Below are 20,107 nucleotides of genomic sequence, written 5' to 3' on the forward strand. Positions count from 1 at the left end.
ACCGGAGGTATCGGCACCTCGAGAGGGACGCATGTCGCGAGTAGCGCTCATTTCAGGGATCACCGGGCAGGACGGCAGTTATCTGTCTGAGCTTCTGCTCAACAAGGGCTACACGGTGCACGGAATAAAAAGGCGGTCATCCAGTTTCAACACAGAGCGAATCGATCGGATCGACGTGCACCCGCGGCAGAACGACGCGCGGCTCTTCCTGCACTACAGCGACCTGTCGGACCCGGCTTCCCTGACCACGCTCATCCGCGACATCCGGCCCGACGAGATCTACAACCTGGGCGCGCAGAGCCACGTCCGGGTGTCCTTCGACATTCCGGGTTACACCGCCGATGTCACCGGGCTCGGCGCCATGCGGATGCTGGAAGCGGCTCGCGCGGCCAACATCGGCTGCCGGTTCTACCAGGCGTCCTCCTCGGAGATGTTCGGCTCCACCCCGCCGCCGCAGCGGGAGGACACGCCGTTTCACCCCCGCAGCCCGTACGCCTGCGCCAAGGTCTACGCCTACTGGTCGGCGGTGAACTACCGGGAATCCTGGGACATGTACTGCGCCAACGGAATCCTCTTCAACCACGAGTCGCCACGCCGGGGCGAGAACTTCGTGACCCGCAAGATCACCCGGGCGGTGGCCAGGATCGAGGCCGGCATCCAGGACACGCTCTACCTGGGCAATCTCGAAGCGGTCCGGGACTGGGGCTACGCGCCGGAGTACGTCGAAGCGATGTGGCTCGCTCTACAGCAGGACAAGCCCGACGACTACGTGGTCGCCACCGGCGAAGGGCACACCGTCCGCGAGTTCGTCGAGGCCGCGTTCGCCCACGTCGGGCTCGACTGGGAAAAGCACGTGGCAACCGACCCGGTGTACTACCGTCCGGCGGAGGTCGACGCCCTCATCGGCGACTACAGCAAGGCCCGCCGGACGCTCGGCTGGGCACCCAAGACGCTCTTCCCGGACCTGGTCCGGGTGATGGTGGACGCCGACCGGCAGTTGCTCGAGGACGAGCGAATGGGCCGCCTGGTGCGGGTGGACCGATGAAGGTGACGATCGAGGCGACTCCGATCCGCCCCGCGCACGCGGCCGGAGTCGAGGCGTTCACCTACGGGCTGCTGGACGGGCTCGTGACCGCCACCTCCCACGATCTGCACGTGAACGTCCTGCGCGGAACGCTCGACGCCTGGCGGGAACGAGTGCCCCACGACCGGCTCTCCTGGACTGAGGTCGGGATGCCGCTGCGGTCGGACAACCGCTACGGGCGGATTCTGCGCGGCTGGACACCGGACCGGGTTCGCGAATCGGTAGCCCTGCGGCGAACGGTGAACGCGCTGCGGCAACGGGCCCGCCCCGCCCGCGACGACTCCGACGTCGTGTTGTTTCCGTTCCACTGTGCTCCGGCGCGGGCCCGCTCGTCGGTGGTGGTGGTGCACGACCTGCGCCACCTGGACGCCGAGTTCAGCTCGCCAGGATTCGGAGAGGTGGTGCGGGAGAACGTCGCCCACGCCTCCGCAGTGGTCGTGTCGTGGCCCCACCCGTACCGCGAGGTCCTGACGCTCTTCCCGGAGGCGGCGGACCGGGTCGCCCTCATACCGCCGCCCACGTTCCAGCCGGCACCCGACAGGTTGCTGTCCGACCCGGAACCGGGCCTGCTGCTCTATCCGTCATCGACAGCCACCCACAAGAACCACGCCACGCTGCTGGAGGCGATGGCGCTGCTACCCGAATGCCGGCTCGTCTGCCCCGGCCCGCTTGTCGAGCCCGAGGCCACCCGGCTGCTGGCCCGCGCCGCCCGTCCCGACCTGCGGGGCCGGGTGACCTTCCCGGGGTTCGTGACGCTCGACGAGCTCAACAAGCTCTACGCCCGCGCCGAGGCCGTGGTGGTGCCGTCCCTGTGGGAGGCCGCGAGCGGCGCGATCCTCGAGGCGTTCAGCTGGGGCCTTCCGGTGGCGTGCGCGGACGCGGACCCGCTGCGGGCCCAATTGGAGTTCACCGGCGCCGACGCGGCCGTGTTCAGCGCGAAGGACCCGGTGGCCCTCGCCGACGCCGTCCGGCGGTTGCGGGCCAATCGGGAGCATTACGCGACGGCGTCCCGCAGGGCGAACGGCCGCCTGGCCGGTCGTACCTGGGCGGACACTGCGAGCGACTACGCTGCCGTCCTGGAATGGGTCGCCGCCGGACGACCGGGCCCGATACCCCGCTCCCCTTTCGCCACCGCGCTGGCCAACGGAGAGACGCGGTGAGTACGGCGGGCCGATATCCGGTGGCACGACCGTGCCTGTCGGAGCTTGAGGAGAGCTACTTGCTCGACGCGCTCCGCAGTGGCTGGATCTCCTCGCAGGGCCCGTACCTCAACCGGTTCGAGCACCAGTTCGCCGAGCGTTGCGGTGCCAGCTCCACGGTGGCGGTCGGCAACGGCACGGTGGCCCTGCACCTCGTTCTCGCGGCGGCCGGCATCGGCCCGGGCGACGAGGTAATCGTTCCCGCTCTCACCTACGTCGCCACAGCCAACGCCGTTGTCTACTGCGGGGCCCGGCCGGTGTTCGTCGACGTCTTGGCCGACACCTGGTGCATCGATCCGGACCAGGTACGGGCGGCCATCGGTCCCCGCACACGGGCCGTCCTCGCCGTCGACCTCTACGGTCATCCGGCCGACTATTCCGCCCTGCGGACGATGTGCGACAAGCATGGGTTGCTGTTGGTGAGCGACGCAGCCGAGTCGTTCGGGGCGACCCTGGACGGGCTGCCCACCGGGTCCCTGGCAGACGCCACCACCTTCTCGTTCTTCGGCAACAAGGTCATCACCTCCGGCGAGGGTGGGTGCGTGACGACGTCGGACCGAGCGCTCGCGGACCGTATGCGCCTGCTGCGTAACCAGGGGATGGATCCGCAGCGCCGGTACTGGTTCCCGGTCGTCGGCTACAACTACCGCCTGACGAACCTGGCCGCCGCGGTGCTCTGCGCGCAACTCGAACGCGCCGACGAGATCATCCAGCGGCGTGACCGGGTGATCGCGTCGTACGAGCAGCAGTTGGCGGATCTGCCTCTGCTGCGACCACAGCCGGTCGCCGCGAACGTCCAGCGCGCCCCGTGGATGGCGTCCTTCCTGGTCGGTGAGAGCGGCGCGAAGCCGCTGCGGGACGAACTGGCCCATGCACTGGACCGCCTCGGCGTCGAGACCCGCCCGTTCTTCGTCCCGATCCCGGACCTACCTCCGTATGGGGAGGACGGAGTGAGTTGCCCGGTGACCGACGACCTGAGCCGGCGGGGCATCAATTTGCCGACGTACGCCGACCTGGACGACGGCGACGTCAAGGTGATCTGTGAACGCCTCCGGGCCGCTGTCGAGACGATCGCATCGTGAGCACTGCGGACGCGCCACAGCCCTGGACGGGCGACTGAGGCATGCGGCCCGCCTGGCCGGCAACGGATCAGGCGGGCTGCGGCACCAGCCGCCGCCGGGCGTCGTGGCGTCGCAGCAGCACCTGGTAGCTGCGCCACCAGAGCGCCCCGCTGAGCAGCGCCATGACCACCAACGCGGCGGCCGCTCCGAGGGCGCCGAACAGCACCGCGCCGGCGACCACCACAGGCACCCGCAGCACGCCCAGCACGGCGCCGGCAAGCAACGCTCGGCCACCGGCCCCCTCGATCCGTACCCCGGCGAAGCCGATCACGGCAGGCACCGCCAGCAAGCTCTCGACCACGAGCAGGGGCAGCAGCATCTGCGCGATCTCCCAGTTGCCGCCCAGCACCGCGAGGCCGACCCGATCGGGTAGCACCGCCACGGCCAGCGCGAGTGGTGCGGCGGCCCCGGTCACCAGCACTGTGAGCCGGATGGCCGCGCGCATCCGGGCCGCAGCCGGGGCGGCGTGGCTCCGCCGCAGGTGGGGAAGCACGAGCGCCGAGGCTGTGGACACGACGAGATTCACAGGCCCGAGCACGGTTCGACCGGCGCTCAGCGCGCCGACCACTGCCGTTCCCGCCGTGGCTGCCACCGCCGTGAGAGCGAGTTGCGCCGAGCCGGTGGTGACAAGGAACTGAGCGCCGAAGCTCGCCGCGACACGCGTCTCGGCCCGGTCCGTCCGCCAGCGCGGGAACGTCCGGAAGCCCTGGCGCCATGCGGTGACGAGCCCGACCAGCGCGCCACCGCCCGCCCAACCGGCGAACACGACCGCCGGCTGCACAAGGTGGAGCAGGCCGGGCACGGCGACGGCGACCACAAGCGCGGCCCAGCCAATCTCCTGGAGACAGGCGATCCGTGGTGACCCGATCCCGAGACTGACCGCCTTGGCGTAGTCGTAGAGCGCCAACCCTGGCAGGGCGGCTCCGACGATCGTCAGATAGGCCGAGCCGGTCGCGAGGCCGGCGGCGACGACCGCCACCGCCGCCACGGTGCTCACCGTGGTGACCCGTGCGGACGCGGAGGCGGCGACATCCGCCTGCCCTGCGGCGGCAAGGACCGAGTCGGTGACCATCGCCCGCGTAAGCCCGGACACCAGGATGTAGAACGAGAAGGCGACAGCGAAATGCCCCACGCCGCCAACCGACTCGAGCCGAGTGATCGTGATAGCGAGGAGGAAGTTCCCCGCGCTGGACACCCCGCCGACGAGCAGAGCGGGTGCCGCTCGGCTCCTGACGAGACGGGTGAGCGCGGAGCCCCATCGGTGCGCGCGACTCCGCGGATGAGCGCCGGCCATCACCGGATGGCTCGGACCGGGAACTCGTACTCCCGAGGGCCGGCGAGGCGTCGAGCGTCGACGGTCGGCGGCCGGCGTCGGGTCGTCACCAGGATGTAGAACACCGGCAGCACCGACACCGTGTGCTGGACCAGGCTGATCATCGAGTCCGGGTACGTACTCGACCACAGCAGCGGGTTCGTCAGGATGAGGCACAGGATGCTGAGCCGGAAGGGGCCTGGTGCGCCCCGCCAGCGCAGCAGGAACCCGACCACCGCGGCCCAGACGCCGTGGAAGACGACCACCCCCGTCGGGCCTTCAAAGAGGTAGATGTTCCCGATCGACAGGAACGTGTACGCCGACGTGGGGCCGCCACCCAGGTACTGGTTGATTGCCTGGCCGGTGGAGAGGGCCGGCCGGTCCGGGTCGACGACTCGGGGCAGAACGCCGTACCTGAGGTAATCCGCGAGGCCGGGCCGGGACAGGTCGACCGGGACGCTGATGTCCGCGAGAGGTGCCAGTTGCAGATCCAGGCGCGCCCGGTCCCCCGCTGTCACCTGGTCCGACACGGCGACCCCGTGATCGGTACGGATCGCGTTACGGATTTCGAACATGGCCGGCCAGACGAGGAACAGCAGTGCGGCTGTGACCACGAGATATCGGACCCGGATCACTCCGCAGATGACGCCGGCGGCAGCGACGAACGAGATGAAGCCCATCAGGGGCGCCGAGAGGGCGGTCATCGCGGCCAGGACGACCTCGGCCGCCGTGAGCAGAGCGAGCCATCCGTAAAGCTTCCGGATGGAGATATGGCCACCGAGGTGGCTGGCGATCAACAACGCACAGGCGAACGCGTTCCAGCCGGACACCAGCGCCGTGATCGGGGCGAGGCTGGAGTCGGGCAAATCGCCGGACACCTGCGCGACGATCGTTCCCCTGCCGACGTACGCCCCCAGCAGGCTGGCCAGCGCGCTGACCACCGCGACCACACGGGCGACGCCGTAGATCCTCGGATACTGCGCGTTGGCGCGCTCAAGGCCACGTCGCCACTGGTGGTCGGGCCGACCGAAGATCAGGGCGGCTGTCTCCACAAGCACGCTGCCGAGCAGCGCGAGCCCCACCAGGCGCAGAATGAACCCGAGCTCCGGGTTCTGGTACAGCACGGCGGTGGGAATGATGAGGAGCAGGAACGGCGCGAGGACGACGAGGCTGACCGGGTAGCACCGGAAGATCCGCGGCAGGAGCCGCCCCGGCCGACGGCTGCCGGACACCGCGCGGTGCCGGGCGCCTCGATGTGCCGCGGCCTCGACGAGGGAGCCTGCCAGAGGTGTACGGCTGACCAGAGGTCCCACACGGGCCGTCATCGTGCAGGGACCTCCGCCTCGCTGTCGTCTACCTAGTGAGCAACGACATGCCCGACGCCGGGACACGCCTCGATGGCACCTACGGCGCCCATCCGTCACCGCGAAAGGCCGTGCCGACACGGCCAGCCAGCGCGCTCCCATCGACCGATTGACATTGATCAGTTCGCACCGGAAGGCTCGCGCCTACAGGTCCTTCACCCAAGGAGGCGCGATGAGACCGAGACGACTGGCTATCGCCGGCGTGGTCACCCTGCTCGGCGCACTGGCGTTGGCCCCACCGGCGAGCGCGCGGCCACCGTCCGACCCGGGCGCCCGCGACGGCCTGGAGGTGTACGTCGGCACTGTCGACGCTAAGCAACGCGACCAGCTACGCGCGGCGGGGGTGGACCTCGGCCACGACGCGAAGACGGACTCGGCCGGTCGCACCACTGTCGAGACGGTCCTCAGCCGACGGCAGGCGAAGCGGCTGACCGACAAGGGTGTCCCGCTGTCGGTGAAGAAGGTCCGCGGCAGGGAGGCCTCGCAGGCGCTGCGGGAGCAGGCCGCCGCCGGCTGGACGTCGTTTCGCCCCTACGGGGAGCCCGGCGGCATCCGGGACGAGCTGAACGCGACAGCCGCCCGTCACCCGAAGCTCACGAAGGTGGAGACGATCGGCCGCACCCATCAGGGTCAGCCGATCCTCGCAATGAAGGTCACAAAGAACGCGCGGACCGTCCCGGACGGCAAGCGACCGGCGGTGCTCTACGCCGGCGCCCAGCACGCCCGGGAGTGGATCACGCCGGAAATGACCCGCCGGCTGATGCACCACGTGCTGGATCGCTACGGCACCGACCGGGAGATCACCCGTCTGCTGGACACCACCGAGTTGTGGTTCCTGCCGGTGGCCAACCCGGACGGCTACGACTTCACGTTCACCCCCGGCAACCGGCTGTGGCGCAAGAACCTGCGTGACAACAACGGCGACGGGCAGATCACCTCCGGTGACGGTGTCGACCTGAACCGCAACTTCGCCTACAAGTGGGGGTACGACAACGAGGGCTCGTCGCCGGAGCCGAGCAGCGAGACGTACCGCGGCCCCAAGCCGAACTCGGAGCCGGAGACCGTAGCCCTGGACAGGCTCTTCCGTCGGGTCGGCTTCGAGTTCTTCGTCAACTACCACTCGGCCGCCCAACTGCTGCTCTACGGCGTCGGTTGGCAGGTGAGCACCCCCACCCCGGACGACGTGATCTACGAGGCGATGGCCGGCGACGACGCGAACCCGGCCGTACCGGGCTACGACCCGGACATCTCCGCCGAGCTGTACACCACGAACGGTGACACCGACAGCCACGCCACAGTCAAGTACGGCACGTTGGGCTTCACCCCGGAGATGTCGACATGTGAGGCAGCCGCGGCCGTCGACCCGGACGACCAGTGGCGCCCGGAGGACTGCGTCAGTGGCTTCATCTTCCCCGACGACGAGAAGCTGATCGCCGGTGAGGTGAGCAAGAACCTGCCGTTCGCGCTGTCGGTGGCGCGCTCCGCGGCGGACCCGGACGACCCGGTGTCGGTAGTGGGCCGCACCACCCCGGACTTCGTGGTGGACGCGTTCGACACCTCGTACGGGCGCACTCAGCAGGTCGCCGCGATCACCCGCCGGGCGCTGAAGAACGTACGGATGCACTACGTCGTCAACGGCGGCCGGCCGAAGACCACGGCGGTCCGCGAGTGGCGTGGTGGTGAGCGGTACGGCGACACCCACGACGCCTACTACGCCGAGCTGCGCGGCACTGTCACCGGGGCGAAGCCGGGCGACCGGGTGGAGGTCTGGTTCACCGGGGTCAAGCAGCGGGCCGGAGTGGTGTCCAGCGAACACTTCACCTACCGGGTGCACGGCGACATCGGCGGCGACGTGCTGGTCCTCGCAATGGAGGACGTCACGGGGCTCAGCCCGACGCAGACGGGCACCACGGCGAAGTACGCCGACGAGATCGCGGCGTCCCTGACCGCCGCCGGGCGCAGCAGTGACGTGTACGACTTCGACGCGCAGGGGCGGACGGCGCCGCATCCGCTCGGCGTGCTGTCGCACTACAAGACGGTGGTCTGGGAGACCGGCGACGACGTGATCCCGCGCTCCGCCGGTCAGGTGCCCGGCACGGCGGCCAAGGCCGCGCTGGACACCGAGCTGGCCGTCCGGGACTACCTCAACGAGGGCGGCAAGCTGCTGGTCAGCGGGCAGTACGCGCTGTACGCGCAGGGCGCCAACGGGTCGTACGTGTACCGCCCGGACGCGCCGCCGGAGTGCACCGACGCCGAGGACCCCACGTGCCTGCCACTGTTGAACGACTTCCAGCAGTATTGGCTGGGCGCGCACACCTACGTCAGCGACGGCGGCACGTCGCCGGAGGGTGACCCGTACCCGGTCGCCGGCAACAGTGCGGCGTTCACCGGGTTCACCGGGCAGCTCAACGCTCCCGGGTCGGCGCAGAACCAGGCGCACACCGCCTCGTTCCTGACCACGTCGAGTTTCCTGCCGCCGGACCAGTTCCCCCAGTTCGCCAGCTCCGCGCCGGTGGGCTGGACCAGGCCGGGCGGCGCGCCGTTCGACCCGCGTACCGGTGAGTGGTACCTGCACAGCGGCCAGTCCGACGAGTCGTACAAGCGGCTCTCCCGCACTGTCGACCTGACCGGGGCGACGAGCGGCGAGCTGCGCTTCTTCACGTCGTACGAGATCGAGCAGAACTGGGACTTCCTCATCGTCGAGGCGCATGAGGTGGGCAGTGACGGCTGGACGACCCTGCCGGACGCCAACGGCAAGACCAGCACGGCCACCGGGGAGAGCTGCGCCTCGGGTTGGGTGGAGCAGCTGCACCCGTTCCTCGCCCACTACCAGGGCGCGGACTGCTCCTCGACAGGCAGCACGGGCAGCTGGAACGCGGCGACCGGCTCCTCGGGCGGCTGGAAGGAGTTCGTCGTCGACCTGTCCGCGTACGCCGGCAAGCAGGTCGAGGTGTCGATCTCGTACGTCTCGGACTGGGCCACCCAGGGCCTCGGCGTCTTCGTGGACGACGCTCGGGTGATCGTCAACGGTTCCACGGTCGCGGAGACGTCGTTCGAGTCCGCTGACCTGGGAGGCTGGACGGTGGCCGGTGCACCGGCAGGCTCCGCGGGCAACCCCAACGACTGGTCGCGCAGCCAGCAGGCGTTCGAGGAGGGCTCGGTGGTGGTCACCGCCGACACCGTCTACCTGGGCTTCGGGCTGGAAGGACTGTCGCCCGCGGCCCGCGACGACCTGGTCGCCCGCTCGCTGACCCACCTGACCGGCCGACCCCGCCACTGACGGCGTCGAGGTGGGGCGCCCGGGCCCCGCGCCGCGGGGCACCCTAGTCGGGTGGGCGGGGGGGGGGCCCCGCCCGGGGGGGGCCCCGGGGGGATTCCCCGGGGGCGCCGACGCGTGTGGTGCGGCTTGCTCAGGCGCGGCCGCGGCGGGTGCGAACTTCCTGGAGCCGTTCGGCGAGGATGTCCTCGAGCTCGGCGATCGAGCGCCGCTCCAGCAGCATGTCCCAGTGGGTACGCGGCGGCTTGGCCTTCTTCTGCTCCGGCTCGTTGCCGTCGACGAGTCGGGCGACGCTGCCGTCGAACTTGCACTCCCAGGTCGTCGGGACCTCGGCGTCGACGGCGAACGGCACCTCGAACTGGTGGCCCTTGGCACACAGGTACTCGCGGGTCTGACGCGGCGCGAGCTCCGTGTTGCGGTCGGATTCGTAGCTGACCGCGCCTAGCCGGCTTCCGCGCAGCATACGCTCGCCCATGATCGACTTCCCCTCGTTCGTGGTGCTGGTCTTCCGGGTGTAACGGTGGGTTCCCGTCGCCCCATTCCCGCCCGAGGGCACCATGCGTCCACGGGTGGGCCGGAACCAAGGGTAGCTGGCTTGGCCGGACACCTGCCCGGCCGTGTTCCGGCGGCGGCGGGTGATGGCTGCCACCGGGGATGTTAACCGCCGAGGCGCGGTGAAGGTTGCGCCGGGCAGCCACCGGCGGTTCAGCGGGTGGCCTCGTCGGGGGCGGCGGCGCCGAGGCGGGCCAGCGCCACGGCCAGGTCGCTGACCTGGTCACCGAGCTGCGCCACCCGCCGCTGGGCCAGGTCACGGTCGGATTCGGCGGCGTCGAGGCGTACCGACAGGGCGGTGAGCCGGCCCTCGGCGGTGGCCGCGACCTGCCGGGCGGCGGTCAGCTCGACGGCGAGGGAGTCACGGTGCGCGGCCGTGGCGGCAAGCTCCGCGCGGAGCTGGGCGGCGAGTTCCGCAGCCTCCTGCCGGGCGTCGTCGGCCGCGCGGGCGGCGACCTGGGCGCGGTCGCGGGCCCGGTCGGCCTGCTCGCGGGCGCGGGCCGCGTCGGCGGCCTCGGCACGGGTCCGGGCGGCGTCGGCGCGGGCCTGGTCGATCTGGCGGCGGACGTCCTGCACCTCGCTCTGCCACCGGCCGGCCCGCTCGGTCGCGTCGGCGGCGGCCCGGGTGGTCCGCTCGAGGTCGGCGCGCAACCCGTCGCGTTCGACGGTCAGGTCGGCAACGCGCTGCCGCTCGGCGTCGCGGTGCGCCCGCAGGTCCCGCGCCTCGGCGCGGGCCTGGTCCCTGTCGTGTTCGGCCTGGACACGCAGCGCCTCGGCGGCGCTGGCGTCGTGTCGTGCCGCGTCGCGGGCGGCCTCGGCGTGCTGCGCGCGCTCGTCGGCGGCGGTTGCCCGCCGTGCTGCCTGCTCGGCGCGTTGCCGGGCGTCGTCGGCCTCGGCGAGGGCGGTGCGGGCCTGCTCCCGGGCGCGTGCGGCGTCGGCCGCCGCGTTCTCGGCGTCGTCGCGGGCCTCGTCGCGTTCGGTCTGGGCGGCGGCGATCTCGGTGGCGGCGTCGGCGCGCGCCTGGGCGAGTTGCCGTTGCACACCCAGCGGGGACAACTCGGCGTGCAACGCCTCGGTCAACGTCTCGACGATCTGGTCGAGCCGGTCCACCGCCTCCCACGTGCGGGCCACCTGCCCGGGCAGGCCGGGGGCGTTGCGGTGTCGCATCCGGCTGTTGCGGGAGGCGCGCTGGCACGCGCCGTCGTTGTCCCGGCAGTAGCGGAAGGGGCGACCCGCGCCGACGCGCTGCGGCACCGGCCGTCCACAGTGGGCGCACGGGCGGGTGTCGGTGGGGGTGGGCTCGGCGTCCATCGAGGTGGCAGTCTAGTGCCGGGCCGCCGACGGGGTCAGGTCGCGGCCCGGGCCGTCGAGTCCAGGGTGTAGCGGCGTTGCAGCAACAACGCGGCGAGCATCGCCACCGCCGGCAGCAGCCCGAAGCCGTAGCGGACCGCCGCGAGCGCCGTGTCCGGCTGCACCGGCGACTCGCCGGCCGTCGAGGCCACGAAACCACCCACGGCCAGGCACAGCGCGTACGCGTACGGGCCCAGCGCCGCCCCGGTGGCCTCGGTGGCCGTCCACACCCCTGTGTAGGTGCCGGCGCCGGTGGTGTTTGTGGTGGCGGCGCGGATCACGTCGGGCAGCATCGAGAACGGCAGCAACTGCATGCCGGCGAACGCCACCCCGAGCACCGCCACCGCGCCGATGAGCAGTGGCAGGCCGGCCGGGCGGCCCACCGCCAGCACCAGCGAGCCGGCCGCGAACGCGCCCTGCGCGCCCAGCAGCGCCCGCTGTTTGCCGATACGGCGGGCCAGCACCAGCCAGGCCGGCGTGACAAGCAGCGCCGGCGCGACGAACGCGGCCACCAGCACCGTCGTGAGGCCGGGCGCGCGAAGCTCGTACTCGGCGTAGTAGGGCACTCCGGCCAGCACCAGGTGGGTGGTGGTGGACATGGCCAGGTAGGCGGCGACCAGCCAGCGGAACTGCCTGTCGCGCAGCGCCGTGCGCAGTGCCCGCCACCCGCCGTGACCGGCCGGGGTGGGGGTCGCCGCAGAGCCGCGCAGGCGGGCGATGCCGGCGACGCCGACGAGCATCGCGATCAGCATCCCGACCGCGAGGATCACACCCATCCGCTGGTAGCCGGCGCGGGTCGCGGCGTCACCGCCGGTGAGCAGCGGGGCCAGCAGACCGGAGACCAGGATGCCCAGGGTCAGCACGACCATCCGGAACGCCATCAGCCGGGTGCGCTCGTGGTAGCCGATCCGCAGGTCGGCCGGGGTGGCCAGGTAGGGCACCTGGTAGGCGGCGAACAGCAGGTTGCCGGCGACGAAGAGCACCGCCACCCAGGCGGCGGCCGACGCGCCGGTCAGGCCTTCGGGCACCGCGAAGAGCGCGGCGAACGCGACAGGCAGGGCGCAGCCGACCAGCAGGAGTCGACGCCTGTCGCCCCGGCGGGTCTGCTCGACGTCGGCGCGGTGACCGATCCACGGGTGCAGCAGCACGTCGGCGATCTTCGGCAGCAGCAAGGCCAGGCCGGCGAGCCAGGGTGCGACGGCCAGCACGTCGGTGAGGAAGTAGAGCAGCAGCAGGCCGGGCACTGTCACCCAGACACCCATGCCGAGCGACCCGACCGCGAAGCCCGTCAGGGGGCCGCGGGGCAGCGTCGCGTCGGTGGCGGCCGCGGGCCGCCGGTCGAGCCCGGTCATGGCCGTTTCCTCTCCGCAATCCAACGGTTGCTGGATTCTAGGGGCAGAATGGCGCCCATGACCATGCCCCGACGCCGTCCGGGTCGGCCCCGACGCGAGGAGACCCGACCGACCCGCGAGGTGGTGCTCACCGCCGCCACCGCGCTGTTCGCCGAGCGCGGCTTCGACGCCGTCGGGCTCCGGGACGTCGCCGCCGCCGCCGGCGTGGACGTCGCCACCGTCGCGCACCACACGGGTACGAAGGCCGCACTGTACGACGCCTGCTTCGCCCGGGTGTTCAGCGCCGAGCGGGCCGTGCTCACCGAGGCCGCGCAGCGGGCGCGCGTCGCCCTGGACGCGGGGCCGGACGCGGCGCGGCGGGCGCTGCACGATCTGGTCGACGTGTTCGTCGACTTCCTTGAGGACCACCCGGAGACCACAGCGCTGTGGCTGCGCCGCTGGCTGGAACCGCAGCGGCACGCCGAACTGGACCAGCGCTACGCCGAGCCGCTGTACCGGTTGGTGGCGGAGCTGCTGACCGCCGCGGCGGCGGCCGGCGCGCTGACCGAGCCGACCCCGCACGTCACGGTGCGCAGCCTGGTGTGGGCCACCCACGGACACGTGGTGGCGCTGGCCGCCGGCGCCCCGGGCGCCAGGGAGCGGCGCGAGTTCCGGGCGTTCGTGCACCGTCTCCTGGACGGCCTGTACGGGCCGCCACCCTCTTGACGGGCCGCTCCCGTCCGACGATTATCCATCGGACGTTGGATTAATGGGGGCAGCGATGCAGGCACCACCACCGAGGGTCGCGGTCATCGGCGCCGGCGCGGCCGGCCTCGCCGCGGTCAAGGCGCTACGCGACGCCGCCGTGCCCACCGTGTGTTTCGAGGCCACCGACCAGGTCGGCGGCCTCTGGGTGTACGGGGCGCCCGACTCGCCCGCGTACCGCACGCTGCACCTGAACACCAGCCGTGGCCGCACCGAGTTCGCCGACCACCCGATGCCCGCAGACTGGCCCGACTACCCCGACCACCGCCGGATCGCCGGCTACCTGGGCGACTACGCCGACCGTTTCGGGCTGCGCGACAGCATCCGCCTGCGGCACACCGTCGAGCAGGTCAGCCGCGACCCCGCCGGCACGTGGACGGTGACAGCGAGCGGACCGGACGGGCCGGTGCAGGTCACCGTCGAGGCGGTTGTCGTCGCCAACGGCCACAACCGGGTGCCCCGACTGCCCGACCCGCCGTACCCCGGTGAGTGCACCGCCGAGCAGATGCACAGCCACGACTACCGCGGCCCCGAACAGTTGGCCGGCAAACGGGTCCTGGTCGTCGGCGGCGGCAACTCGGCGATGGACATCGCTGTCGACGCCTCGTACGCCGCGCAGCGCACCCTGCTGTCGCTGCGCCGGGGCGTCTGGGTGGTGCCCAAGTACCTGCTGGGTCGCCCCTCGGACACCCTCAACGGCGCGCTGGCCCGCCGCCTGCCGTGGCGACTGCGCCAACGCATCAGCCAGACCATGCTCACCGCGACCGTCGGCAGTCCCTCCCGCTACGGGCTGCCCGCGCCCACCCACGGCTTCCTCCAGGACCACCCGACGCTCTCCGACGGGCTGCTGTCCCGGCTTACCCACGGCGACGTCGAGGCCCGGCCCGGCGTCGCCGCCCTGCACGGCGACCGGGTCGAGTTCACCGACGGACGCAGCGACCACGTCGACCTGATCATCTGGTGCACCGGCTACCGGGTGCAGATCCCGTTCCTCGACCCGGCGCTGCTCGGGGCTGGCGCCGACACCCTGCCGCTGTACCGACACGTGTTCCACCCCGAGGCTCCCGGCCTGACGTTCGTCGGCCTGATGCAGTCCACCGGCTCCGCGTTCCCCCTTGTCGAGGCGCAGGCCAAGCTGATCGCCGCGCACCTGGCCGGCCGGTACGCGCTGCCCGATCCGCAGCGGCAACTCGCCGCCTGCCGGGCCGAACTGCGCGCCGCGACCGCCCGCTGGGGTCAGCGTCGCCCGGCCATGCGTGTCGACTTCGACGCGTACCTGGCCGAGCTGACCCGTGAGCTGACCTCCGGGGCCCGCCGAGCCGCCTCGGGAGCGGGGCGGTGACGGGCCGCTCGCTGGCCGGACGGCGGGTGCTCGTCACCGGGGCGAACGGGACCTTCGGCCGCCACCTCGGCGCCGCGCTGACCGCAGCCGGCGCCCGGATCGTCGGGCTCGACCTGCACGCGCGCGCCGACGACGACGCGCCGGTGCTCGGCTGCGACCTGACCGACCCGGACGCCGTGCCTGCGGCCGTACGGGCCGCGGTGGACCTGCTCGGCGGCCTCGACCTGCTGATCAACAACGCCGGGGTGGGTGGACCCGCCCCCGCCGAACTGCCGCCCGACGAGGTGGTCCGCCAGCAACTGGAGGTCAACCTGCTCGCCGCGTGGCGGACCACCGCCGCGGCGCTGCCCCCACTGATCGCCGTCCGCGGGCGGGTGATCTTCGTGGCCAGCCGGATGGCGGTGCTGCCGTTGCCGCTGGCCGCCGCGTACGGGGTCAGCAAACGGGCCCTCGTCGCGTACGCCGACGCGCTGCGCCACGAGGTCGGCAGCCACGTCGGCGTGAGCGTCGTCTACCCGAGCATGGTGGCCTCACCGATCCACGACAGCACCGCCGAGGCCGGCCTGTCCCTGCAGGGGGTGTCCCGACCGGAGCCCGTCGAGGGTGTCGTCGCGGCGATCCTGCGTACCGCCATCGCCCGACGGGCACCCCGGGACGTGGCGACCACGAGACGCGGCCGGCTGGAGATGGCGGTCGGCCGGCACGCGCCCGCGCTGGCCGACCGGCTGGTACGGCGTACCCTCGCGGCCCGGCTCGCCGCCGGTGACCTGGACGCCGCGCCGCTGGCCGCCGGGATGCTCCGTCGCCACCGCGAGCCCGACAGCTGACGCGCTCAGCGCGCGGCGCTTCCCGCAGCGGTCTGCGCGGGCTGAGCCCCGATCCTGTGTGCCTGGTCCGTCACGGCTGCCAGGAGGGCAGTGAGTGCGGGAGCCGGCGGGGTGTCCCGGGTGGCGGCGAACAGCCGTCGTTTGAGGGTGGCCTCGGCGACGTCCCGGACCGCGAGCGCGGGGTCGTTGTCGGGCACTGTCAAGGCAGGCATCAGGGCAACGGCGGCAGCCACACGGACGAGTTCGAGTTGAACGTCCGCGTCGCTGCAACGGTGCCGCAGGTCGGGCTCGTAACCGCCGAGCCCGCGGCAGGTGCCCACGACCATGGCATGGTGACCGGTGCCCTCGGCGGAGGCGGCCCAGATGTCCGATCGCAGGTCGGCCACCGCGACGGGTCCGCCGGACTGGGCGAGGGGATGCGTCGCGGGCAGCACGAGTTTCAGGCGCTCTTCGAGCAGGAGGGTGAAGCGGAGTCCGGCCGGGCGGGGGCGGGGATGACTGTCGTACTCGTCGCCGACGACGAGATCGACAGCGCCCAGGCGTAGCCCTGGCAGGGACTGTTCCAACTCCAGCTCGAAGACCTCCACGCGGACCTGCGGGTGCTCGGCCCTGATGCGGGCCACCGCCGGGACGAGGAGACGGCGTGCCGCCGACTGGAGGCCGCCGGCCCGCACGGTGCCCCGGATCTCCCCGCTGAGGGCGGCAAGGTCGGCTTCTGCCGCCTCGGCCGCCGACAGCAGCACCCGCGCGTGCTGGGCGAGAAGGTGCCCGGCGTCGGTGAGCCGTACGCCCCGTCCGGCCTTGTCGAACAGGCGGGCGCCGACCTCCTTCTCCAGCAGGGCCAGTTGCTGCGAGACGGTGGACGGGCTGTAGCCCAGGGCCGCGGCGACCGCCGCCAGGGTGCCTCGCTCCTCGAACTCCCGCAGGAAGCGCAACCGCCGGAGACCCAACTCGATCATGCGGTAATCCTAACGATTCACCTCCGGAAATCATCGCTAGACCTGATCGGTCACGTCCGAGATCCTTGGCCGCATGGGTGCCGCGATGTGTCTTGTGTCCGCAGCCTGTTTCGGCGCGATGGCGATCTTCGGCAAGCTCGCCTACGACGCGGGCGTGCCACCCGGGTCGCTGCTGCTGGTCCGCTTCACCCTGGCCGCCGTCCTGCTCGGAATCGCCCTGCTGGCACGACCGGAACTGCGCCGCGCCACGTCCGGCCCTCCCGGCGGCGCGGCGGCCGGTCAGCCGACGATGACGCGCTCCCGCATGCTGGCCATCGCCGTCGGTCTGGGCGCCATCGGGTACGCCACGCAGGCGAGCCTGTTCTTCTCCGCGTTGCAACTGATGGACGCCTCGCTGCTGGCACTGATCCTCTACACCTACCCGGTCATGGTCACCGTGGTGGCGGTGGCGCTCGGCCGGGACCGGCTCACACCAGCGCGTGGCGCCGCGCTGGCGGCTGCCTCCGGTGGAACACTGCTGGTCCTGCTCGGGGCCGGCGCCGTGAGCTTCCACCTGCTCGGGGCGCTGCTGGCCTTCGCCTCCGCGATCACCTACACCGTCTACATCCTCGTCGCCGACACCGTCGTACGACGGCTGGCGCCCGTGGTGCTGTCTGCCCTGGTGATGACCGGCGCGGCAGGCACTCTCGGCGTCCGCGCCCTGGTCACCGGTGGCGTCGACCTCGGCTTCGAGGTGGCGGGATGGTTCTGGCTGGCCTGCATCGCCGTGGTCTCCACAGTTGCGGCGATGCTGAGCTTCTTCGCCGGGCTCAAGCGCACCGGCCCGTCGACCGCCGCCATCCTGTCCACCTTCGAGCCCGTCGTCACCGCCGCCCTGGCAGCGCTCGTCCTCGGCGAGTCCCTGACTCCGATGCAGCTCGTCGGCGGCGCGGTGGTGCTGTCCTCCGTGGTGGTCCTCCAACTCCGACGCACCGGCAACCGCCGCCAGGAGCCGTCCGCCGCTGACCAGCCCGACCTCGGGGCAGCCCGCCAGGCGTCAGCCGGCGGCGACGGCCGCGCGGGAGCGGTCGGTGGCGATCCGCACAGCGAGCGCCGCCAGCGCCGTCCCGGTCACCCAGCGCTGCACCCGCAGCCACACCGGACGGCGGGCGAAGAACCCGGCGAGCGAACCGGCAGTGAGCACGATCAGCGCGTTGACGCTTAGCGCCACCACGATCTGGGTGAGCCCGAGCAGCAGGCTCTGCGCCGCCACATGCCCGCGCGCCGGGTCGACGAACTGCGGCAGCAGCGACACGTACAGGATGGCGATCTTCGGGTTGAGCAGGTTGGTGACCAGGCCCATGGTGAACAGCCGGCGCGGCCGGTCCGGCGGCAGTGGCGCGGGCGTGAACGGCGACCGCCCGCCAGGGCGGATGGTCCGCCAGGCCAGCCAGAGCAGGTAGCCGGCCCCGGCGAGCTTCACCACCGCGTACAGCGTCGGCACCAGGACGAACACGGCGGCCAGGCCGGCGACCGCGGTGGCCAGGTAGACACCGAACCCGGCGGCCACCCCGAGCAGGGAAACCATCCCGGCCCGGCGGCCCTGCGCCACCGACCGGGAGATCAGGTAGACCATGTTCGGGCCGGGCGTGAGCACCAACCCCAACCCCACCAACGCGATGCCCAGCACCGCACCCGAGCTCACCATGACCGTCCCCCCGTTCGCTGATCCACTCCGCACCGACCGTAGACGCGGCCGGCGTCGGTGGCCCAGAGCCACCTGACCGGTGGTGGCCTGCCGTGTTGAACCGGCCACGGGGGCAGAAACCACCTGGTGGGCGTACGGCGGGAATGGTCGACGGCCCGGCCGCGCTGACCTGTTGCGAGGCGTGTCGGCGGGCGGACGCGGCGCGTTACGGTGACCGGGGGAGGTGCCGCAAGGTGACCGAGGCGTGGGACGCGGCCGTGGAGGCGCAGATCCGGGGAGCCGTGCAACGCGGCGAGTTCGACGACCTGCCCGGCATGGGCAAGCCGATCCCCGGCAAAGGCGCGCCGTACGACGAGTTGTGGTGGATCAAGAGCTTCCTGGAGCGTGAGGCGCTGCCCAGCGACCTGCTCCTGCCCACCCCGCTGCAACTGCGCCGCCGCATCGAGCAGGTCCCCGACGAGGTCCGTGACCTGCCCACCGAACAGTCCGTACGGGATTTCGTGGGGCAGCTCAACGCGCAGATCGTGGCCTGGCTGCGCAACCCCGAAGGCCCTCGGGTGGTGGTACGGCCGGTGAACGCCGACGCGGTGGTGCACCGCTGGCGCGCCGAGCGCACCCGACGCGAGATCCGCCCACCGGCCGAGCCGACAACTGCCACCGCACCGACGACGGCCGGGACATCGCCCCGCCGCGGCTGGTGGCCGCGCTGGCTGCGCTGGCGCTGACCCCCACGGCGGCGATCACGACGGCACACTGTGCCGATGCAGATCTCGACACTGGCCCTGCGACACTGGCACGCCGACGACCTCGATGCGCTGCTGGCCGCCTACCGGGATCCCGTGCTGCGCCGCTGGACCCGGGTCCCGGTGACAAACGCCGCCGAGGGCCGACAGTGGCTCGACCGGGTGCGTACCGACTGGGACGACGGCAGCCGGTACACGTTCGCCGTCATCGACGCCGACGACGGGCCGCCGGTAGCGAACGTGGTGCTCAAGCGGGCCGACCTCGACCGGCCGGGAGCCGAGGTGGGGTACTGGACGGCGGCGTGGGCGCGCGGGCGGGGGATAGCCCCACGGGCGGTCACCATGCTCAGCGAGTGGGCGTTCCAGCGGTTTCCCGAGCTGACCCACATCGACCTCATGCACCAGGTCGACAACGTGGCGTCCTGCCGGGTGGCGCAGAAAAGCGGCTACCTGTTCCAGGAGGTGTTGCCGGCCCGGCCGCCCTTCCCCCTCGACGGTCACCGGCACACGCTGACCGCCCCCTGAGTCAGTCGACGGCCGCCTGCCAGGTCCAGGAGGTGCGCCGTTGCCGTCCGGGCAGCTCGGCGCGTCCGGTCATCCACAGCAGCACCTCCGGGGCGTCGCCGTCCGGCGCGTCCGGAAAGAGCCGCCGCAGCACCAGCGCGCTCAGCCGCTGCGGAGGCAGCCACGGCACGCCCAACCCTGCGGTGATGTCGTACGTGTGCAGCAAGGTCTCCGCCACGCCCATCGCGGCGAAGCCGGCCGGGTCGCACGGCCCGAAATGCCAGGCCCGCACCTCCGGCCCGGCGGAGTCGACAGCGGCGGCGAGCAGCCCGGCACACGCCCGCACCACGACGAGCACCTCCGCCGGGCTCGCGGCGGGGGAGACCCGCAGGTCGTACGGAAGGTAGCCGTCCTGCGGGCGGCCGGTGACCTGCCCGGCGTACGCGAGCAGGTCGTGCGCGACGTGCGCGGCGGTGGTCCAGCAACTCCACGTCAGCGTGCCGGCCGGCACCGACCAGTCGCCCTCCCGCTGCGGGTGCAGCACCGCTGTCATCTCGTCGGCCGCCTGGAGCAGGTCGGCACCGGTCACCGCTGGCATCCGTCGACCCTCGCAGCGGCACCGGGACGCCGCAACCGGAATCGTCAGCGGTAAGGAAGGGCCCCTTCTTATCGCCTGGTGTTGTACAAGGG

General features: G+C 72.1%; 17 protein-coding genes and 1 pseudogene. 10 read left to right on the forward strand and 8 right to left on the reverse strand.

All coding sequences use genetic code 11. The features are described 5' to 3' along the window. The first annotated feature begins 31 nt into the window (after positions 1-31). The 3 genes from gmd to ACPXB1_RS28880 are packed head-to-tail and all read left to right on the forward strand — an operon-like array spanning position 32 to position 3,365. Positions 32-1,045, forward strand: a complete 1,014-nt coding sequence (gmd, locus tag ACPXB1_RS28870) for a GDP-mannose 4,6-dehydratase (protein ID WP_167945084.1) — start codon at positions 32-34, stop codon at positions 1,043-1,045. After that, entirely contained in the window at positions 1,042-2,244 is a 1,203-nt protein-coding gene (locus ACPXB1_RS28875; protein WP_425736052.1) for a glycosyltransferase, read from the forward strand. The genes gmd and ACPXB1_RS28875 overlap by 4 nt, the downstream gene beginning before the upstream one ends. After that, the gene (locus ACPXB1_RS28880; RefSeq protein WP_355627933.1) at positions 2,166-3,365 is read left to right on the forward strand and encodes a DegT/DnrJ/EryC1/StrS family aminotransferase; all 1,200 of its coding nucleotides are present in this window, start codon (positions 2,166-2,168) and stop codon (positions 3,363-3,365) included. The genes ACPXB1_RS28875 and ACPXB1_RS28880 overlap by 79 nt, the downstream gene beginning before the upstream one ends. Positions 3,366-3,432: 67 nt before the next feature. Here the strand turns inward: ACPXB1_RS28880 and ACPXB1_RS28885 are convergent, their stop codons facing one another. Then, positions 3,433-4,536, reverse strand: coding sequence for a hypothetical protein (locus tag ACPXB1_RS28885; protein ID WP_355627935.1), 1,104 nt, complete (start codon positions 4,534-4,536; stop codon positions 3,433-3,435). Positions 4,537-4,697: 161 nt separating this feature from the next. Further along, positions 4,698-6,041, reverse strand: a complete 1,344-nt coding sequence (locus ACPXB1_RS28890; protein WP_355627938.1) for a hypothetical protein — start codon at positions 6,039-6,041, stop codon at positions 4,698-4,700. Between the two features lie 211 nt (positions 6,042-6,252). On the opposite strand from ACPXB1_RS28890, the gene ACPXB1_RS28895 reads away from it, so the two are divergent. Continuing rightward, positions 6,253-9,360 (forward strand): M14 family zinc carboxypeptidase, encoded by a 3,108-nt coding sequence (locus ACPXB1_RS28895; RefSeq protein ID WP_425736053.1) that lies wholly within the window; start codon positions 6,253-6,255, stop codon positions 9,358-9,360. A gap of 130 nt (positions 9,361-9,490) precedes the next feature. Here the strand turns inward: ACPXB1_RS28895 and ACPXB1_RS28900 are convergent, their stop codons facing one another. The 3 genes from ACPXB1_RS28900 to ACPXB1_RS28910 form a co-directional block, all read right to left on the reverse strand. Continuing rightward, positions 9,491-9,832: an RNA polymerase-binding protein RbpA gene (locus ACPXB1_RS28900; RefSeq protein ID WP_007460094.1), complete on the reverse strand. Its 342-nt coding sequence runs from the start codon at positions 9,830-9,832 to the stop codon at positions 9,491-9,493. 230 nt (positions 9,833-10,062) lie between these two features. After that, the gene (locus ACPXB1_RS28905) at positions 10,063-11,220 is read right to left on the reverse strand and encodes a hypothetical protein (protein ID WP_355594571.1); all 1,158 of its coding nucleotides are present in this window, start codon (positions 11,218-11,220) and stop codon (positions 10,063-10,065) included. Positions 11,221-11,255: 35 nt separating this feature from the next. Next, positions 11,256-12,611: an MFS transporter gene (locus ACPXB1_RS28910; protein ID WP_355594569.1), complete on the reverse strand. Its 1,356-nt coding sequence runs from the start codon at positions 12,609-12,611 to the stop codon at positions 11,256-11,258. 57 nt (positions 12,612-12,668) lie between these two features. On the opposite strand from ACPXB1_RS28910, the gene ACPXB1_RS28915 reads away from it, so the two are divergent. From ACPXB1_RS28915 to ACPXB1_RS28925, 3 genes are read left to right on the forward strand one after another with little or no spacing between them, the layout of a single operon-like run. Further along, positions 12,669-13,316 carry a TetR/AcrR family transcriptional regulator gene (locus ACPXB1_RS28915; RefSeq protein ID WP_355594567.1) on the forward strand — a complete coding sequence of 216 codons (648 nt, stop codon included), beginning with the start codon at positions 12,669-12,671 and terminating at the stop codon, positions 13,314-13,316. 55 nt (positions 13,317-13,371) lie between these two features. After that, positions 13,372-14,697 (forward strand): flavin-containing monooxygenase, encoded by a 1,326-nt coding sequence (locus tag ACPXB1_RS28920; protein WP_355628403.1) that lies wholly within the window; start codon positions 13,372-13,374, stop codon positions 14,695-14,697. Continuing rightward, complete coding sequence (locus tag ACPXB1_RS28925) at positions 14,694-15,524, forward strand: SDR family NAD(P)-dependent oxidoreductase (protein WP_355628400.1); 831 nt, start codon at positions 14,694-14,696, stop codon at positions 15,522-15,524. Before ACPXB1_RS28920 ends, ACPXB1_RS28925 begins: the two co-directional genes overlap by 4 nt. A gap of 5 nt (positions 15,525-15,529) precedes the next feature. On the opposite strand, the gene ACPXB1_RS28930 is transcribed toward ACPXB1_RS28925, so the two are convergent. After that, a complete protein-coding gene (locus tag ACPXB1_RS28930; RefSeq protein ID WP_053661215.1) occupies positions 15,530-16,483 on the reverse strand; it encodes a LysR family transcriptional regulator in 954 nt (317 codons plus the stop codon). 85 nt (positions 16,484-16,568) lie between these two features. Here ACPXB1_RS28930 and ACPXB1_RS28935 point away from each other — a divergent pair. After that, positions 16,569-17,429 (forward strand): annotated as a pseudogene (locus ACPXB1_RS28935) (DMT family transporter); the annotation flags it as partial. A 90-nt stretch (positions 17,430-17,519) separates the two neighbouring features. Here the strand turns inward: ACPXB1_RS28935 and ACPXB1_RS28940 are convergent. Further along, complete coding sequence (locus ACPXB1_RS28940; RefSeq protein ID WP_355628397.1) at positions 17,520-18,170, reverse strand: LysE family translocator; 651 nt, start codon at positions 18,168-18,170, stop codon at positions 17,520-17,522. A gap of 233 nt (positions 18,171-18,403) precedes the next feature. Here ACPXB1_RS28940 and ACPXB1_RS28945 point away from each other — a divergent pair, with 233 nt between their 5' ends. Continuing rightward, positions 18,404-18,895, forward strand: a complete 492-nt coding sequence (locus tag ACPXB1_RS28945; protein WP_355628394.1) for a DUF1992 domain-containing protein — start codon at positions 18,404-18,406, stop codon at positions 18,893-18,895. A 36-nt stretch (positions 18,896-18,931) separates the two neighbouring features. Beyond that, positions 18,932-19,438, forward strand: a complete 507-nt coding sequence (locus ACPXB1_RS28950) for a GNAT family N-acetyltransferase (RefSeq protein WP_355594555.1) — start codon at positions 18,932-18,934, stop codon at positions 19,436-19,438. Position 19,439: 1 nt separating this feature from the next. Here the strand turns inward: ACPXB1_RS28950 and ACPXB1_RS28955 are convergent, their stop codons facing one another. After that, positions 19,440-20,015, reverse strand: a complete 576-nt coding sequence (locus ACPXB1_RS28955; RefSeq protein ID WP_355628391.1) for a maleylpyruvate isomerase N-terminal domain-containing protein — start codon at positions 20,013-20,015, stop codon at positions 19,440-19,442. Between the last annotated feature and the right edge of the window lie 92 nt (positions 20,016-20,107).

Source organism: Micromonospora sp. DT68, assembly GCF_049847245.1.
Lineage (GTDB): Bacteria > Actinomycetota > Actinomycetes > Mycobacteriales > Micromonosporaceae > Micromonospora > Micromonospora profundi.

Bases quoted from the DNA above. Each gene is read 5' to 3' on its own strand.
- gmd (WP_167945084.1), top strand. From the start codon at position 32: ATGTCGCGAGTAGCGCTCATTTCAGGGATCACCGGGCAGGACGGCAGT.
- ACPXB1_RS28875 (WP_425736052.1), top strand. From the start codon at position 1,042: ATGAAGGTGACGATCGAGGCGACTCCGATCCGCCCCGCGCACGCGGCC.
- ACPXB1_RS28880 (WP_355627933.1), top strand. From the start codon at position 2,166: ATGGGTCGCCGCCGGACGACCGGGCCCGATACCCCGCTCCCCTTTCGC.
- ACPXB1_RS28890 (WP_355627938.1), bottom strand. From the start codon at position 6,041: ATGACGGCCCGTGTGGGACCTCTGGTCAGCCGTACACCTCTGGCAGGC.
- ACPXB1_RS28895 (WP_425736053.1), top strand. From the start codon at position 6,253: ATGAGACCGAGACGACTGGCTATCGCCGGCGTGGTCACCCTGCTCGGC.
- ACPXB1_RS28900 (WP_007460094.1), bottom strand. From the start codon at position 9,832: ATGGGCGAGCGTATGCTGCGCGGAAGCCGGCTAGGCGCGGTCAGCTAC.
- ACPXB1_RS28905 (WP_355594571.1), bottom strand. From the start codon at position 11,220: ATGGACGCCGAGCCCACCCCCACCGACACCCGCCCGTGCGCCCACTGT.
- ACPXB1_RS28910 (WP_355594569.1), bottom strand. From the start codon at position 12,611: ATGACCGGGCTCGACCGGCGGCCCGCGGCCGCCACCGACGCGACGCTG.
- ACPXB1_RS28915 (WP_355594567.1), top strand. From the start codon at position 12,669: ATGACCATGCCCCGACGCCGTCCGGGTCGGCCCCGACGCGAGGAGACC.
- ACPXB1_RS28920 (WP_355628403.1), top strand. From the start codon at position 13,372: ATGCAGGCACCACCACCGAGGGTCGCGGTCATCGGCGCCGGCGCGGCC.
- ACPXB1_RS28930 (WP_053661215.1), bottom strand. From the start codon at position 16,483: ATGATCGAGTTGGGTCTCCGGCGGTTGCGCTTCCTGCGGGAGTTCGAG.
- ACPXB1_RS28940 (WP_355628397.1), bottom strand. From the start codon at position 18,170: ATGGTGAGCTCGGGTGCGGTGCTGGGCATCGCGTTGGTGGGGTTGGGG.
- ACPXB1_RS28950 (WP_355594555.1), top strand. From the start codon at position 18,932: ATGCAGATCTCGACACTGGCCCTGCGACACTGGCACGCCGACGACCTC.
- ACPXB1_RS28955 (WP_355628391.1), bottom strand. From the start codon at position 20,015: ATGCCAGCGGTGACCGGTGCCGACCTGCTCCAGGCGGCCGACGAGATG.